Annotated in this window: 14 protein-coding genes; 12 read left to right on the forward strand and 2 right to left on the reverse strand. The window is 47.1% G+C overall.

Translation table 11 applies throughout. From position 1 onward, the window contains the following. Window positions 1-20: 20 nt before the first annotated feature. Window positions 21-914, forward strand: a complete 894-nt coding sequence (oxyR, locus tag VR7878_RS11875; RefSeq protein ID WP_077336300.1) for a DNA-binding transcriptional regulator OxyR — start codon at window positions 21-23, stop codon at window positions 912-914. A 96-nt stretch (window positions 915-1,010) separates the two neighbouring features. Here oxyR and VR7878_RS11880 read toward each other — a convergent pair whose 3' ends face one another. Continuing rightward, on the reverse strand, window positions 1,011-3,569 hold the full coding sequence (locus tag VR7878_RS11880) for a penicillin-binding protein 1A (protein ID WP_077336302.1): 2,559 nt from the start codon (window positions 3,567-3,569) through the stop codon (window positions 1,011-1,013). 272 nt (window positions 3,570-3,841) lie between these two features. Here VR7878_RS11880 and pilM point away from each other — a divergent pair, with 272 nt between their 5' ends. The 11 genes from pilM to trpS all read left to right on the forward strand — a co-directional run bounded on the left by pilM (window position 3,842) and on the right by trpS (window position 14,485). Beyond that, on the forward strand, window positions 3,842-4,753 hold the full coding sequence (gene pilM, locus VR7878_RS11885) for a pilus assembly protein PilM (RefSeq protein WP_077336304.1): 912 nt from the start codon (window positions 3,842-3,844) through the stop codon (window positions 4,751-4,753). Then, window positions 4,743-5,408: a PilN domain-containing protein gene (locus VR7878_RS11890; RefSeq protein WP_077336306.1), complete on the forward strand. Its 666-nt coding sequence runs from the start codon at window positions 4,743-4,745 to the stop codon at window positions 5,406-5,408. Before pilM ends, VR7878_RS11890 begins: the two co-directional genes overlap by 11 nt. Beyond that, entirely contained in the window at window positions 5,395-6,012 is a 618-nt protein-coding gene (locus VR7878_RS11895; protein ID WP_077336307.1) for a type 4a pilus biogenesis protein PilO, read from the forward strand. Before VR7878_RS11890 ends, VR7878_RS11895 begins: the two co-directional genes overlap by 14 nt. Next, a complete protein-coding gene (gene pilQ, locus VR7878_RS11900; protein ID WP_261855953.1) occupies window positions 5,999-7,129 on the forward strand; it encodes a type IV pilus secretin PilQ in 1,131 nt (376 codons plus the stop codon). The genes VR7878_RS11895 and pilQ overlap by 14 nt, the downstream gene beginning before the upstream one ends. 188 nt (window positions 7,130-7,317) lie before the next feature. Beyond that, on the forward strand, window positions 7,318-7,836 hold the full coding sequence (aroK, locus tag VR7878_RS11905; RefSeq protein ID WP_021019597.1) for a shikimate kinase AroK: 519 nt from the start codon (window positions 7,318-7,320) through the stop codon (window positions 7,834-7,836). Between the two features lie 27 nt (window positions 7,837-7,863). After that, on the forward strand, window positions 7,864-8,952 hold the full coding sequence (gene aroB / locus VR7878_RS11910; RefSeq protein WP_077336310.1) for a 3-dehydroquinate synthase: 1,089 nt from the start codon (window positions 7,864-7,866) through the stop codon (window positions 8,950-8,952). 36 nt (window positions 8,953-8,988) lie between these two features. Further along, entirely contained in the window at window positions 8,989-10,542 is a 1,554-nt protein-coding gene (locus VR7878_RS11915) for an AAA family ATPase (protein WP_077336312.1), read from the forward strand. Window positions 10,543-10,622: 80 nt separating this feature from the next. Then, window positions 10,623-11,462 (forward strand): Dam family site-specific DNA-(adenine-N6)-methyltransferase, encoded by an 840-nt coding sequence (locus VR7878_RS11920; protein WP_077336313.1) that lies wholly within the window; start codon window positions 10,623-10,625, stop codon window positions 11,460-11,462. 421 nt (window positions 11,463-11,883) lie between these two features. After that, on the forward strand, window positions 11,884-12,558 hold the full coding sequence (gene rpe / locus VR7878_RS11925; protein ID WP_077336315.1) for a ribulose-phosphate 3-epimerase: 675 nt from the start codon (window positions 11,884-11,886) through the stop codon (window positions 12,556-12,558). A gap of 87 nt (window positions 12,559-12,645) precedes the next feature. After that, entirely contained in the window at window positions 12,646-13,332 is a 687-nt protein-coding gene (locus VR7878_RS11930; protein ID WP_077336316.1) for a phosphoglycolate phosphatase, read from the forward strand. 118 nt (window positions 13,333-13,450) lie between these two features. Then, complete coding sequence (trpS, locus tag VR7878_RS11935) at window positions 13,451-14,485, forward strand: tryptophan--tRNA ligase (RefSeq protein WP_077336317.1); 1,035 nt, start codon at window positions 13,451-13,453, stop codon at window positions 14,483-14,485. Between the two features lie 55 nt (window positions 14,486-14,540). Here the strand turns inward: trpS and VR7878_RS11940 are convergent, their stop codons facing one another. Next, window positions 14,541-15,812 (reverse strand): NAD(P)/FAD-dependent oxidoreductase, encoded by a 1,272-nt coding sequence (locus VR7878_RS11940; protein WP_077336318.1) that lies wholly within the window; start codon window positions 15,810-15,812, stop codon window positions 14,541-14,543. Window positions 15,813-16,553 lie beyond the last annotated feature (741 nt).

Raw genomic sequence — 16,553 nt, forward strand, 5'->3', positions numbered from 1 at the left:
ATCTATTAGGTAGAGGTATAATGAATATCCGAGATTTTGAATACTTGGTCTCTTTAGCTGAACACCGCCATTTTCGTAAAGCAGCTGAAGCGTGTTTTGTCAGTCAGCCGACTCTCAGTGGTCAGATCCGTAAACTGGAAGATGAACTGGGAACCGTATTGTTAGAGCGGAGTAGTCGCCGGGTACTTTTTACTGATGCGGGCTTACAGTTAGTTGAACAGGCAAAAAGTATCCTCAAAGAGATTAAAACATTCAAAGATATGGCGAGTGGGCAAGGGGATGAGATGAGCGGCCCGATGCATATTGGTTTTATCCCGACGGTTGGCCCTTATTTGTTGCCCCGAATTGTCCCGTCACTGAAAACGCATTTTCCGGATTTAGAGCTATATCTGCATGAAGCTCAGACGAGCCAGTTAGTCCATCAGTTGGAAGATGGAAAACTGGACTGTCTTGTTCTGGCATCGGTTGAAGAAACCAAGCCATTTAAAGAAATTGAGCTCTATAATGAGCCGATGAGTCTTGCTGTGCCTGCCGACCATCCGTGGGCAAAAAGTGAGCAGCTGGATATGTCTAACCTCAAAGGACAAACCGTACTGATGTTAGGTGACGGGCATTGCTTACGTGATCAGGCATTAGGGTTCTGTTTTGCGGCTGGTGCAAAAGATGATGAGCGTTTTAAGGCAACCAGTTTAGAAACATTACGGAACATGGTCGCTGCCGGTGGTGGCATTACATTACTGCCAGAACTCTCTTTACCGGGGTGTCGGGAAAAAGATGGCGTCTGCTATCTGAAAGCTTTCAATCCCATTCCCAGTCGGACACTAGCGCTGGTCTATCGGCCCGGTTCTCCACTCAGACAACGGTTTGAAACATTGGCTGGTGTGATTCGTCAACGGCTCAATGAACTGAGCTGAAGTCGAACAAAGATAAAAAAAGCGGAGTGACCTCCGCTTTTTGTGTTTTTGTTCGCTGCGAGAAACACTTTTTATTCAAAAGCCGTCTCTGTCAGACTAAAACAGTTCTTCACCGTCATTTGGCGAGGTGTACAGACTATTCGTCACTGAATCCTGCACATATTCTTTTGGTTCGGTGCCCTGAATAAAGTACTCGAACATCGCACTGCCATCGGTTTTCGTCGTCAACAACCCGGTATCGCGATCAATTCTGACCTGAACAATATGTTTCGGAATCACCTTTTCGTGCGGCGGCACATCATTGAGTGCATGTGCCATGAAATCGATCCAAGCCGGTTCTGCTGTTTTGGCACCAGATTCCCCGCCGCTAATCGGTACATCGTCGAGGTTCGGATTTTTGGTGGTGCGGCCTAGATCCCGGTTGTGACTGTCAAAGCCGACCCAGGCACTGGCAACGATCCCCGGTGCGAACCCGTTATACCAAGCATCTTTCGAATCGTTGGTTGTCCCGGTTTTACCACCAATATCCCGACGTTTCAGTTTTTGCGCCCGCCATCCGGTGCCGTTCCAGCCTGTTCCTTCTTGCCAGTTTCCGCCACCCCAAATGTTGCTATACATCATTTCCCTGACCAAAAAAGCATTTTGTTCCGAGATGACGCGTGAGGCATATTGGACATCTGCCGAGTGTTCATTAAAGCGAGACGGAGCACTGATCCCTTGAGGAATATCTTCTTGTTGGGCATTCTCTCCTTGATCTTGTGAATCAGCGTCACTGTCCTGATCAGGACATTGATCATGGCAGACAATTTTCGGTGTCGAGCGATAGACCTGTGTACCGAAGGGGTCTTCGATATGATCAATATAATAGGCATCAACACTATAGCCGCCATTGGCAAATACCGAATATCCCTGCACCAGCTTCAACGGGCTCAGGCTTCCCGCTCCCAGTGCGATGGTTTCTGAATGAGGCAGGTTGTCCAGATCGAAGCCAAACCGGGTCAGATAATGTCTGACACGTTCCAGACCCACTTCTCTGAGCACACGGATTGCCATAACGTTTTTCGATTGTGCTAATCCAATCCGTAGCCGTGTCGGCCCTCTGTATGTCGGTGGTGAATTTTTAGGGCGCCATGCTGTTCCCTGACTCTGATCCCATTTATTGATTGGTGCATCATTGACCAGCGTTGCCAGCGTCAAACCATCATCAATGGCGGACGAGTAGATGAACGGCTTAATTCCGGAACCAACCTGACGAATCGATTGTGTCACGCGGTTGAATTTACTGTGGATGAAATTGAAACCGCCGACCAGCGCAAGAACGGCGCCATCTTCAGGATTCATTGCCACAAAAGCTGTGTTGGCATTCGGCACCTGACTGAGATGCCAGATAGGCTGGCTGTCATCTTGTGTATCATCGAGCTTTCTCACCCAGATTTGCTCTCCCGCCGCCAGAATTTCATGGGCATTGGTCGGGGCATCCCCTTGTCGATCATCGGTAATAAATCGGCGGGCCCATTTCATCCCATCCCAGGGAATGGTTTGCGTGCCGTGATTCTTGACCCAGACCGTCGCTGACTGTTGCGCTACATTCGTCACAATCGCCGGATACATATCGTCATAGATCGGCTGCTCTGTCAGAGATTCTTCCATCTGTTCCTGAGTCAATGCAGGCTGACCGTCTTTCCACAATACTTTCTCCGCACCGCGGTAGCCATGGCGTTGATCATAGGCGATCAAATTATTGATCGCTGCTTTATGCGCAGCGTCTTGCAAATCGGATTGGATGGTTGTGGTCACTCTCATCCCTGATGTGTAGGCGTCTTCACCGTAGTGTGCCACCATCCATGCCCGTGCAAGTTCAGCAACATAAGGGGCATTGACCTCAATTTCAGCGACATGATACCGCGCGACCAATGGCTCTGCTTTTGCCGAGTCATACTGCTCCTGCGTAATATAGTGTTCGTCGAGCATACGCATCAGAACCACATTACGGCGATGAGTGGCCCGGCTCAGTGAGTAGATAGGGTTCATGGTTGACGGGGCTTTCGGCAATCCGGCAATCATCGCCATTTCACCCAGTGTGAGGTCGTTGACATTTTTACCGAAATAGACTTGTGCCGCAGCACCAACCCCATAAGAGCGATAACCCAGATAGATTTTATTCAAATACAGTTCAAGAATTTCGTCTTTTGTCAGTAACTGTTCAATGTGAACCGCAATAAAAATCTCTTTTATCTTGCGCATGATTTTCTTCTCATTGGTGAGGAAGAAATTACGGGCAAGTTGCTGAGTAATGGTACTCGCACCTTGAGATGCGCTACCGGATAAGATGACGGCAAATGCCGCACGGGTAATCCCGATCGGGTCAAACCCGTAGTGCTCATAAAAGCGATTATCTTCGGTGGCCAGAAAGGCATGGATCAAATCTGGTGGAATATCACTCAGTTTGAGTGGAATCCGGCGTTTTTCTCCAAATTGGGCAATCAGTTTTCCATCTTTACTGAAAACCTGCATTGGCGTTTGAAGCTGAACATCTTTTAAGGTGGCGACATCGGGTAATTCTGGTTTTACATAGTAGTAAAACCCAAAAATTGTACTCACCCCTAAAACCATGCAAATCAATGAAAATAAAAATAATCGCTTTATGAACTTCACCGGATAATCCCTGTTTGGTCGGATTGAACGCATGTCATCCGATCTAATTTTCGCTATGTTCTCTAAGAAACTGATTGCTTAACGTTTCATTTCAAGATAGACCCATTGAAAAGAGTCTACACGACTAAAAATATCGGTTGTTAAAATATAATGCGGCAAACGTGTCGTTTTAGCTTTTTTTACCATCCGTCATTTTTTGCTGCTGTCTCGAAATGAGCGCTTATTGTACTACCAATCAGCGATTTTAACAGTGCTGAACGACTGGAGTCTGTATGAGAAAACGTATCGTAACGGGAATCGATATCCGCCGTCACCGTATTACTGCCGTTACTTTAAAGCGCCAACATAACACACTGTCATTACTTGGCAGTGAAACGTTGTCTGTTGCTGAGGATATTTTCTCTGACAATGAGGTCATCGATTATCAGAGCATTGTCAATAAATTTGCTGAAATCAGAAATAGATTACCTTTTTTGCAACATCGCGTTGCGATTGCGATGCCTGATCTTGCTGTGATGACCAGAACGCTCCGGCTTTCGACGAGTGAGCACGATAAAACGCTGGAGCCGTGGTTGGTCTCTCAGGCTTTTACTGAAGAAACCGCGTTGTCCGGTGCATCTGTTTATCTGGATTATGTGTCGCTTCAATCAGGTTATCAGGTTTATGCGGCTAAAAAAGAGGTGGTAGAAAGTCGTCTGCAAGCACTTCGTCAGGCAGGGTTAAGACCTGTCCTGATCGATACAGAGAAGCAGGCTTTTCTCCAGTTTCTGCTGGAATCAATGCGGTGTGCTCAGCGTCAGGGATGGTTACTGATTGATATCGGTGAAGATACCATTGCGATGGGATTTATTACTCCTGAACTCAGTTTCTACCGTCAGTTTCCTTTTACTGTTCAGGCATTCGATGCCGCTCTCTCCTTGGTTGTGCAAGAGGTGCAGCGATTTATTTCACTGCATTCTGCCGCTGTGCTGAATGGGATATGGATTCATGCCTCGCCGGATATGTACCCAATGTTATCTCAGCGGTTAAGTCAGTCATTTTACGGACCGATAGAACATCTGATGGTTGCCTCGGTTTTTGACACATCAGCTTCGATATCAGCCCATCTTTGGCCTTTTATCCCTCTGGCAGCCGGTTGTGCATTGCGTGGATTGATGGCGTTGGAGTTCGGTTATGCTGCATGAGCTGAATTTGATGGATTGGCGGCAAAGTCAATCCTATCGGCGTAAGCGGCTTTTATATGGGTTGTGGCTTCTCGGCGGGTGTCTGTGGATTGCGGCACAAGTGATTTTCTTTTGCAGGTGGCATCAACAGCAAACCTTTTGGCAGCAGTCTGAACAGCGGCTTAACGCACAACTGAGCGAACAACAAAAACGCCTGTATGCATGGCAAGCAAGACAGCAACATGCGCAACAGAACCAAAGAAAGCTGGCCGATGCAGAGCAGTGGATTGCACACAGCCAGTTACCACCGAGACTTATGTCGGTACTGGCCTCCGCTATTTCCGGTGGTATTTATCTGGAAGCGATCCATTTGGCGGATCGACAGGCGGTTATACAAGGATTAAGTCGTCATCCGACAGCGATGAGCCGTTTTATTCAGCGGCTCCGGCAAACGCCATCGATTCAACAGTTAGATATTCTGTCAGTAACGGATCAGACGCCTGACTGGGGCAGCGAGTTCAATACGTTTCAACTGCGTCTGGAGATCGCCGCAATTACAGCTACCGATTGGAGCCCTGAAACTATTGAAGCTGATGTCGCGATAGAGTCTGTTGCGACAAAGCCTGTTGCGACAAGAGGCTCTGTTGAGAAGCAGGATAACCATGATGCTCACTGACGCGCTTCGACGCTGGATGTTGAATGCATCGATACGACAATTGGTGGGGGTGATGGTGACACTGGTTGTTGTGAGTGTCGGTATCAGTTATCTGCTTTTCTGGCAAAGTCGCTATGACTCGTTACGGCAGTATCCGACTCATCTGAATGCATTGTCTCAACAGCGGGAGATGAACCGCCAACAACTCGATCACTTTCGCCAGCGGCAAGTCGGTTGGGATGCACAGCAGGACAAACTGGAACAAACCATGGCTCGTCTGACGAAAGTGCGTGATTCTGCTGTGTGGATCAAGCAAATCGATCAGGTGGCTGAGCAACAGCATATTCGTATTCGACACATTGTCTGGCAAAAACCACAGCAATTATATGGTCTTGATGCAGATGTTTTCGAGATTAGGTTGAGCGGTTTGTTTCCGGATATTTTGAGATTCATGCAGGCCATTGGCCAGTCTGCCGAGGTTGTATTTCAACCGATTCACTGGAAGAGAATCTCACCACATCAGCGCCATATTGAAGTTGTTGCAACAGGATTTCTTTATCAACTGAAAATAGAGCGCAACATCAGTCGTCACACAAAAGGACATGATCAATATGAGTCAAAATAACTATCGGAGTGTGCTGTCTGACATCAGGGTGATAGGAGGAATTTTATGGGGCGTGTGGACTCAGGGATTTGCTCAGCCGGCTATTGATCCATTTGATGTGCCGTCAACCGCACAATCCGGTCTTTTCTCCGAAAAGACGTCTGATTCTCCACAACCGGTGTTGGAAACAGCGTTAATCCCGATTCAGTATGCGAAAACGGCGGAATTCATACCGCTTCTGGAAGGGGGAGAACAACCGGGGTTGCTTTCTAAATCTGGATGGGTACGCGTTGAACCACGGACAAACTCGCTGATTATTCACGATACGCCTCAGCATTTGGCAGCGATCCGGAGCATGATTGAAGCGATCGATATTCCGGTGAAACAGGTCAGAATTGAAGCGAGGATTGTGATTGTCAGCGAAGGGGCGCTTGATGAGCTCGGTGTGCGCTGGGGCGCAGGGCTGAAGCAAGGACATTTTGCCGTTGGCGGACATATTGAACAGCTCCATGCGGCAGGTGATGATGCAAAACCATCACAAGTAACCGATTTTATGAATATTAATCTGCCGAGCACATCTGGCAACGCCTCATCGATTGCTTTTCAACTGGCAAAGTTGGGATCCGGTACACTACTGGATTTAGAGTTATCGGCATTACAGAGTGAATCTCGTGCTGAGATTATTTCCAGCCCCAGTCTGTTAACCACAAATCATCAGGCTGCATTTATCGAACAAGGGACTGAAATTCCGTATCAGGAGTCGAGTTCGGATGATGAAACCACCATTGCATTCAAAAAAGCAGTGTTGAGTCTGGAGGTAACCCCGAATATCACAGCGGATCACCATATGTTGCTGGATTTACGCGTAACACAAGATCGTCCCGGAGAGGTGGTTAAAACCGGTTCCGGAGAAGCGGTTGCCATTACCACGCAACGAATTGGTACTCAAGTGCTCGTCAATGACGGAGAAACGGTTGTACTCGGGGGAATTTATCAGAAAACCCAAATGCACCGGGTTGATAAAGTACCGCTATTGGGAGAGTTGCCGCTATTAGGCAAACTGTTTCAGCGTAATTATCAAAAGACAGATAAGAATGAGTTGCTTATTTTTGTCACGCCCCGGGTTGTGATTCAATAAGTTAGTCCCCCTTTTTTCAGATCGCCTAAAAATAAGGTTGCATTCGGGCACTCAGATCTAGATAATTTCGGGTCTTATCACGAAATGTCTGTGAGGAATTGGTGCCACGAAGCTGATTCATCCCTTGCTATACCTTGAATTCACTTGTGGCGATGTCATTGAATTAATGTTGTTAATTACTGCTAAACATGGCTGAAAAACGTAATATTATCCTTGTTGGTCCTATGGGGGCCGGCAAAAGTACTATCGGTAGATATCTGGCACAGCAACTCCATATGGAATTTGTCGATTCTGACTCCGTTATTGAAGAACGGACGGGGGCAGATATTGCCTGGGTATTTGATGTTGAAGGAGAAGACGGTTTCCGGAAACGTGAAGAAACTGTCATCCATGATCTGACTGAACAACAAGGCATCGTTCTGGCAACAGGCGGTGGATCAGTCAAAAGCAAAGAAAATCGTAATCGTCTTTCTGCCCGGGGCGTTGTCGTTTATTTGGAAACGACAATTGAGAAACAGTTAGCTCGTACCAGTCGTGATAAAAAGCGTCCGCTTCTGCAAACGGAACAGCCACGCGAAGTTTTAGAAGCTTTGGCTGAGGAACGCAATCCGCTTTATGAAGAAATTGCGGATATTACTGTGAAAACTGATGATCAAAGTGCAAAAGTGGTAGCCAATCAGATCGTAAAAATGTTAGAAGAACAATAGGTTTTTTTATTTTTGCGGAGTGCAACCATGGCGCAGATTACGGTCAGTCTCGGTGAGCGTAGTTACCCCATTTCAATCGGAGCCGGATTATTTAAAAATCCGGCGCTTCTTTCTTTTCTCCCTTCTCAGCAAAAGGTGGTCATCATTAGCAACGTGACGGTTGCGCCACTTTACGCTGATAAAATCACCCAGTTATTGAATGATGTCGGTTGTCAGACTTATTTGTTGACGCTACCCGATGGTGAGCAGTACAAGACTCTGGATACGTTTGATACAGTCATGACATTTTTGCTTGAGCATAATCTCGGGCGAGATATTGTGATTGTTGCACTCGGCGGTGGTGTGATTGGGGATCTGGTTGGTTTTGCGGCGTCATGCTATCAACGCGGTGTTGATTTTATTCAAATCCCGACAACGTTATTGTCTCAGGTTGATTCTTCGGTGGGCGGGAAAACGGCGGTCAATCACCCGCTGGGTAAGAATATGATCGGCGCATTCTATCAACCGCGTTCGGTGATTATCGATACCGATTGCCTGTCAACGCTGCCTGAACGTGAATTTGCTGCCGGAATGGCGGAAGTCATCAAATACGGCATTATTTATGATGCTGAGTTTTTTGATTGGCTTGAAAGCAACCTTGATGCGCTTTATGCGTTGGATCAATCAGCGCTCACTTATGCCATCGCCCGTTGTTGTGAGATCAAAGCTGAAGTTGTGGCGCAGGACGAAAAAGAAGCCGGGATTCGGGCATTACTGAATTTAGGTCATACGTTTGGTCATGCCATAGAAGCACATTTGGGCTATGGACAATGGCTGCATGGTGAAGCGGTTTCATCCGGAACGGTAATGGCTGCGAAGACTGCACAATTACATGGCTTAATTTCTGAAGCGCAGTTCTCACGAATTGTTGCGCTCCTCAAGTCAGCGAAGCTGCCGGTTCACACGCCGGAAGGGATGTCTTTTACTGATTTTATGACGCATATGATGCGTGATAAAAAAGTTCTGGCTGGTACATTGAGATTGGTTCTCCCAACCAGTATCGGTACTGCACAAGTGTTGAAGGATATTCCAGAATCAACAATTGAGCAGGCGATCAATTTCTGTCGTACAGTATAATTCAACATATTTCATGCTTCTGAGTAGGATGATTTCATGAGTGCAGCACACGGGCGAGTGTTGGAATTACAGTCTCAGGTCGATCTGTTAGAGCGCCTGAGATTGCTGACGCATTTCGGTTCAAATCTGGTAACGGTTTCAGGTGAACCCGGAGCCGGTAAAACTTGGCTCGCACAACGTTATCTGGAAGCATGGGCGGAAGATAAGAATCAGTCGCTGTTGCTGTGTTATCCCAATCAGGATGATCGCCAGCATCGCATGACGATTCTGACGCAGATCGATTCTCACGCACGTTTTAGCCCCGATGATTCTTTAGTCGATAATCTGACCGCTGTGTTTGATGATGAACCCTGCAATATCGTGATTGTGGTCGATAATGCGCAACGTCTATCGGAAAATTTAGTTTCAGAACTATGGATGCTTGTGCTTGAGGCGCAGGATAAGCCGCAATGGTCGATCAATGTGATCCTTTTTGCGCTGCCCCGAGTGCTTGACACTTTGATCACTCGAATCGGGTATGGTCAGGAACATAAACCGGTTGATCTTGAAATTGATCGGCTCTCTCAAGATGACGCTGATCGTCTGTTCGAATATCTGGTGATCCGTTTTATCGACGACAAAATGGAGAAAAGGGTTCGCCATGCGTATAGTAAGGTGAATAAAACACCGGGTGATATCATAGCATTAGGAGAGAAGAAGATGGAAAAGCGGATCGTGATTCGCTCAATAGTCGGGTCTCCGGTCAAGATCGCGGCACTGATACTGTTACTGGCTTTGATTCTCGGTGGTGGTTACTGGTGGATGTTGTCTGAAGAGCGGGCACCTGAGCGTGCGCTGGACGATATGGTTGCCAATGATACCGCGACAAAAGAGCAGACGGTGATTCCAGCCTTAACCGGCAATACAAAAGGGAGTCAAACATCTGATACATCTGATTCGTCCGGAGTGAATGCTACTGAGCCACTCCCCAATGGTGTGACGGATGATTCCAATGCACTTCCTCCGTCGGTGACTTCGGACTCTGATCGGGTTGGTGTCGATGATGATCAGGGACAACAACGGGTTGTGATTTCGTCTGAAGTGGTTGATGCATTGATGGATGGTAAAGCCGAATCGGTAGATACTAAACCGCTTGCTGATGTGGCGCGTCAGGTTGCACCGGCGTCTGACGAGGATGACTCAGCAGCAGCGGATGAGCGTCAACAAACGGCAGCGACTGAGCCGCGTGCCTCTTCGACCACGGCTCAATCCGAATCAAACCGTTCGCAATCCTTGCCCGGTTACTCGTTCTCATATACGACAGCTGAATTAAAGGCCATGTCTGATCGGAGTTACACGTTACAGCTGGCCGCATTTAACTCGCTTCAGGAAGTTGAAGATTTTATTCAACGCCATCGTTTACAGAATCAGGTTTATATCTATCCGACGATTCGGGATCAGGTCAATTGGTATATTGTGACGTATCAAAATTATCCAACTATCCAGATGGCTCGTGATGCTGTTGCGACGCTTCCCCGTCCGATTCAGGTGCTCGGACCATGGGCAAAATCTCTCAGACAGGTTCATCGAGAGATTGAACGGGTGAAATAGTACGGGTTCACTTGGGGATAAAGTGAAAATATGTTAGATTTCGCAGCCTTGTTGATTGTGGTGGATAGATAGAGCAGTAGATGAAGAAGAATCGCGCCTTTCTGAAGTGGGCTGGCGGAAAATATGGATTGGTTGATGATATCCGACGCCATTTACCGGCCGCTCAAACTTTAGTTGAGCCCTTTGTCGGTGCCGGTTCTATTTTTCTCAATACCGATTACGAGCATTATGTTCTGGCGGATATCAATCCGGATCTGATCAATTTATATAATTTGCTGAAAGAACGGCCCGAACACTACATTACCGAAGCCAAGCGCTGGTTTATTGCTGAAAACAACCGCAAAGAAGTCTATTTGTCGGTACGGCAGACATTTAATCAGACCGATGAAGTGATGTATCGCTCGTTGGCATTCTTGTACATGAACCGTTTTGGTTTTAACGGCTTATGCCGTTATAACAAGAAAGGCGGTTTCAATGTTCCTTTTGGTTCTTACAAAAAACCCTACTTTCCTGAAGCCGAACTCGAGTTTTTCGCCGAGAAAGCGCAAAAAGCAACGTTTATCTGTACAAATTATCAAGATAGCTTTCAGCAAGCGGATCATGTCAGTGTAATTTATTGTGATCCGCCTTATGCACCGTTGTCTCATACCGCGAATTTTACCTCTTATTCCGGTGGTGGCTTTTCACTTGATGATCAGGCTGCGCTGGCTGATATTGCCGAGAAAACAGCGAATGATCGGGGCATATCGGTGTTAATCTCAAATCATGATACGATTCTGACCCGGCGGTTGTACCACGGTGCAAAACTTAATGTTGTGAAGGTGAAGCGAACCATCAGCCGTAATGGAGCTGGGCGGAATAAAGTGGATGAATTGCTCGCGTTATTTGAGGGCAATGCGGCATCACGGACAACGCAATAGTCAGCCTTTGGCGCATCGCGGTTGGGCGACCATTCTCGTCATACCGCAAAAATGGTATCAAAGCGCAACACGCGCTAGGATCCGAGCAATGGCTTCTGTAGAATGGTTTATCTTGGCAACTATTCCTAGGGGCTGTTGACCTTTCGTGATGTTTTTTGCAGCAATTTGTCGTGCATTTAGTCAAGGCAGGTCATGTGAAGTGTAGCGATCTACATGAACCATGACCTAACGCTGGATAAATGAGCGACAAATGCTGCCCAGAGGGTTCATCTGAACGAGTCTTGCTCTTTGTTGCGGGTCATTTGCTTAGGATAGCTAAGCGGCATGCCCCGCGCCGCGATCAATACCCGTTCAGATTGAACAAAATTCAACCACGAAAGGTCAACAACCCCTAATCTTCATGCTCACAGAGGCCTGTTTTATGAAAGACTTTTTGATTGCCCCTTCCATCCTTTCTGCTGATTTAGCCCGTTTAGGAGAGGATGTTGTTGATGTCCTGAACGCCGGTGCGGATGTGATTCATTTTGATGTGATGGATAACCATTATGTGCCGAATTTGACTTTTGGTGCACCGGTTTGTAAAGCACTGCGTGATTATGGCGTCACCGCGCCGATTGATGTGCATTTGATGGTGAAACCGGTTGATCGTCTTATTCCGGACTTCGCTCAGGCAGGCGCATCAATGATTACTTTTCATGTCGAAGCATCTGAGCATGTTGATCGTACGTTGCAACTGATTAAAGATCATGGCTGTCAGGCCGGCGTTGTGCTGAATCCTGCGACGCCATTAACTCATCTCGATTATCTGATGGATAAAGTGGATCTAATCCTGCTGATGTCGGTAAACCCCGGCTTTGGTGGTCAGTCTTTCATTCCGCATACCTTGGATAAACTAAGTGCCGTTCGTGAACGCATCAATGCTTCCGGCCGCCAGATCCGTCTGGAAATTGATGGTGGCGTCAAAGTCGATAATATCCGCGAAATTGCCGAAGCCGGTGCCGATATGTTTGTTGCAGGCTCGGCAATTTTTGGTCAGCCTGATTACCAGCAAGTGATTGACGCAATGCGTGCGGAGTTGGCACAGATTAAGCGATAATCTGTCGTTGTGTTGAATCCGCAGGGATCCATTTGGGGGGGGGAGGATGCTGAGCCACCCATATAAAACAAATAGAGAGTAGATGTAATGTCTTTTGAACCGATTCAATTGATCGTATTTGATCTGGATGGCACGTTGTTAGACAGCGTTCCCGATCTCGCTGTTGCTGCGGATCAGACTGTTCGCGCATTGGGTTATCCGGGTGTATCTGAAGCACAGGTTCGTGATTATGTCGGCAATGGCGCTGATGTATTAATTGGTCGTGCTTTGAGTCAAAGCTTAACCGTTGACCCGTCGTTGAATCCCGAGCTGATGCAAGATGCCAGAAAACGTTTTGACGGATATTATGAAGCGACGGGACATCGTCTTAGTCACCTGTATCCGGGGGTTAAAGAGACACTGGAACAATTATACCAGGCAGGGTTTACGCTGGCCATTGCAACCAATAAACCGTCGCGGTTTGTGCCCGATATTCTGCAACAGCATGGTATCTCCCACTATTTTAAAGAAGTGATTGGCGGTGATCGGTTTGAGAGAAAGAAACCCGATCCGATGGCGCTTGAATGGTTGCTGCAAACCTATGACTGCCAGCCGCAACAGATGCTGATGGTCGGCGACTCCAAGAATGATATTTTGGCGGCAAAACGCGCCGGGTGCCGTTCATTCGGGCTGACGTATGGTTACAATCATGGTGAGCCCATTGCCGACTCAGAACCTGATTATGTTGCCGATCAAATTAGTCAATTACTCAATATCGTCCTTGTCTCGGCATGAATGCGATAAATATCTAGAAAAATACTTCTTGATGAGTACACTGGATAGACCGTGTGACTGTTTGCAGAATAACCACACGGTTTTTCTCTAATTTTGATGAAGTCAAAGGAATTTTTTCATGAGCAACTCCCTCGTCTCGGACAAACCGATCGTCTTTAGTGGTGTTCAACCCTCCGGTGAACTCAGCATTGGTAACTACTTGGGTGCGCTTCGTCAATGGCATCAGATGCAAGATGAATACAACTGTCAGTATTGTATTGTGGATCTCCATGCGATCACCGTGCGTCAGGATCCGAAAGCATTACATGAAGCAACATTAGATGCACTGGCGATTTGTCTTGCAGTCGGTATTGATCCGCGCAAGAGCACCTTATTTGTTCAGTCTCATGTCCCTGCTCATGCACAACTCAGTTGGCTTCTCAATTGTTATACCCAGATGGGTGAGTTGAGCCGGATGACCCAGTTCAAGGATAAGTCCGCACGTTATGCGAATGATGTCAATGTCGGACTGTTTGATTACCCGGTCTTGATGGCTGCCGATATTCTTCTGTACGGCACCCATCAGGTACCCGTTGGGAATGACCAGAAGCAGCATCTTGAACTGGCTCGCGATATTGCGATCCGTTTTAATAATATCTACAGCCCTGAGCAACCGATCTTTACTGTGCCTGAGCCGTACATTCCTAAAGTGAATGCCCGGGTGATGAGTCTGCAGGATGCAACCAAGAAGATGTCTAAGTCGGATGATAACCGCAAGAATGTCATCACACTGCTGGAAGATCCCAAATCGATTCTGAAGAAGATTAATAAAGCACAAACGGATACGGAAACACCACCACGGATTCGTCATGATGTTGAAAATAAAGCCGGGATCTCCAACCTGATGGGGCTGTACTCGGCAGCAACCGGGATGAGTTTTGCTGAAATTGAAGCAAAATATGCAGGAGTGGAAATGTACGGTCCGTTCAAGAAAGACGTCGGTGAAGCGATTGTTGCGATGCTGGAGCCGGTGCAGAGTGAATACCACCGGATTCGTGCTGACTTGGATTATCTCAATGAAGTGATGAAATCTGGCGCTGAAGCCGCATCGGCAAAAGCAGCGCCAATCCTGAAAAAAGCATACCAAGCTGTTGGTTTTGTGACGCCATTTTAAGTACCACTAACCAAAGTTATATCAATTCTGAGGCTGCCGGTATGGCAGCCTTATTTTATTGAATCCGCTTGATCCCCGCCGTTTTCATAATGTATTTTTCATAAATTGGTTCACTGGTACCTTTCTTCACTTTATAGAGAAAATATTTCTCGAAAGCGATTTTAGCAATGTGAACCCATTGCCCCATTGAGGTCCAGTTGGTATTCCGCGGCGGGTTTTGTGGCAGGGCAATAAATGCTGCCCCTTTATCCCCCATGTCGGCCAGACAGACTGCATTCATCGACGGCTTGGTTTTCACCGCCTCACCACGTTCAAGACTGAGAATATTTTCTACAATCGCACTGGTCATCGATTCAATCATAAAACCGGTTTTCGGTGCTCCGACAGGAACCGGTGTTTCTTCAAGTGGCGGAATTGCAACGCAAACACCGGCAGCAAATATTTCCGGGTAAGTCGGGCTACGCTGATATTCATCAGTCAGAACAAAGCCTTTGGGGTTGCATAAATCAGGGACATTAGCAACCGCAGGTGACCCTTTAAATGGCGGCAAAAACATCGCCATATTGAACGGTAAGTGATGTTCGAAATCGACTTCACCTTTGCGGTTGAGCTCTTCGATATGAGCCATATTAGGTTCAAAATGAGTGGTGCGCGCATTACAAATCCATTTTATGCCTCGCTCCCGGAACTCGTGCTCCATCAATGCTTTTGAATCCCCGACGCCACCGAGTCCCATGTGGCCGATGTAAGGTTCGCTGGTGACAAACGTCATCGGTACCTGAGCGCGGATTTTCAGTTTACGCAACTGGCTTTCAAGCGACAGGATATATTCATAGGCCGGACCGAAACAACTGGCTCCCTGAAGTGCCCCGACAATCACCGGCCCCGGGTTTTTGATGAGCTGTTGATAGGCCTCGTGAGAATGTTCCGCATGGTCAACCGTACAGACTGACTGGGTATAACCATTCTCCGGCCCGGCTCCGGGGACGGCTTCAAATGCCAGTTTCGGCCCCGTGCAGATGACCAGATAGTCATACTCGTACTCGGCTCCGTCTTCAGTTCGCAGGCTTTTATTTTGAGCGTGGATCTGAGCTACGCCGGAAGTATTGAAGGGAATCCGGAATTTCTTCGTGTAGGGTGTTAAATCCAATACCACCTGATCTCTGGTTCGCTCTCCAAGGGCGACCCAAGGGTTTGAAGGAATAAAATGAAATTCAGCGCCTTCATTGATCAGTAGTATTTCATGATCTTTCGGTAATTTTTGCCTTAACTCATAGGCGACGGAGATGCCACCCAACCCTGCACCAATTACGATCGTTCTTTTCATCTTTACTTTCTCTCTTTTTATATTAGTAATTTCTAAATTAATAATAGCTTATATTCAAGATTGTGCGCCCGATCTGCGTCACAGAAAGAAGAACAGATGAACGGACGTTGATATAGAACGTATTTAACAAACTGGAAACGATCTCGCGTAACGGTAATACGGTGACCTTTAAGGTAATCGGGAAGATGTGATTCATACCTTCAGAGATTAAGAAAGATAAAACTGAGGCAAGAGTTATTAGGGGTTGTTGACCTTTCGTGGTTGAATTTTGTTCAATCTGAACGGGTATTGATCGCGGCGCGGGGCATGCCGCTTAGCTATCCTAAGCAAATGACCCGCAACAAAGAGCAAGACACGTTCAGATGAACCCTCTGGGCAGCATTTGTCGCTCATTTATCCAGCGTTAGGTCATGATTCATGTAGATCGCTACACTTCACATGACCTGCCTTGACTAAATGCACGACAAATTGCTGCAAAAACCATCACGAAAGGTCAACAGCCCCTAGTGATGACGGGTTTGCTGATTTTGTTGGCGGTAAGTTTGTCCGAGACTCGCTACAGCCAGAAGGGCTGAGATATGTATGGTAAGTATCAAACGATAACTCAAGATGATACAGCCGTACAGGATTTGAAAATTGATTTAGAGAAAGACATAGTAAATTGAGTCCTGAGTTGTATTGCCCCACAATCCCTGTAATTCTATCGCTATCTTTCCCCACTGCCGACACTGCACAGACTAA

It is taken from the genome of Vibrio ruber DSM 16370, from assembly GCF_900163965.1.
GTDB classification, from domain to species: domain Bacteria; phylum Pseudomonadota; class Gammaproteobacteria; order Enterobacterales; family Vibrionaceae; genus Vibrio; species Vibrio ruber.

What these genes read in the sequence shown, in the direction of transcription:
- oxyR (WP_077336300.1), top strand. Translation starts at nt 21, where the DNA reads ATGAATATCCGAGATTTTGAATACTTGGTCTCTTTAGCTGAACACCGC.
- pilM (WP_077336304.1), top strand. Translation starts at nt 3,842, where the DNA reads ATGAGAAAACGTATCGTAACGGGAATCGATATCCGCCGTCACCGTATT.
- VR7878_RS11890 (WP_077336306.1), top strand. Translation starts at nt 4,743, where the DNA reads ATGCTGCATGAGCTGAATTTGATGGATTGGCGGCAAAGTCAATCCTAT.
- VR7878_RS11895 (WP_077336307.1), top strand. Translation starts at nt 5,395, where the DNA reads ATGATGCTCACTGACGCGCTTCGACGCTGGATGTTGAATGCATCGATA.
- pilQ (WP_261855953.1), top strand. Translation starts at nt 5,999, where the DNA reads ATGAGTCAAAATAACTATCGGAGTGTGCTGTCTGACATCAGGGTGATA.
- aroK (WP_021019597.1), top strand. Translation starts at nt 7,318, where the DNA reads ATGGCTGAAAAACGTAATATTATCCTTGTTGGTCCTATGGGGGCCGGC.
- aroB (WP_077336310.1), top strand. Translation starts at nt 7,864, where the DNA reads ATGGCGCAGATTACGGTCAGTCTCGGTGAGCGTAGTTACCCCATTTCA.
- VR7878_RS11915 (WP_077336312.1), top strand. Translation starts at nt 8,989, where the DNA reads ATGAGTGCAGCACACGGGCGAGTGTTGGAATTACAGTCTCAGGTCGAT.
- VR7878_RS11920 (WP_077336313.1), top strand. Translation starts at nt 10,623, where the DNA reads ATGAAGAAGAATCGCGCCTTTCTGAAGTGGGCTGGCGGAAAATATGGA.
- rpe (WP_077336315.1), top strand. Translation starts at nt 11,884, where the DNA reads ATGAAAGACTTTTTGATTGCCCCTTCCATCCTTTCTGCTGATTTAGCC.
- VR7878_RS11930 (WP_077336316.1), top strand. Translation starts at nt 12,646, where the DNA reads ATGTCTTTTGAACCGATTCAATTGATCGTATTTGATCTGGATGGCACG.
- trpS (WP_077336317.1), top strand. Translation starts at nt 13,451, where the DNA reads ATGAGCAACTCCCTCGTCTCGGACAAACCGATCGTCTTTAGTGGTGTT.
- VR7878_RS11940 (WP_077336318.1), bottom strand. Translation starts at nt 15,812, where the DNA reads ATGAAAAGAACGATCGTAATTGGTGCAGGGTTGGGTGGCATCTCCGTC.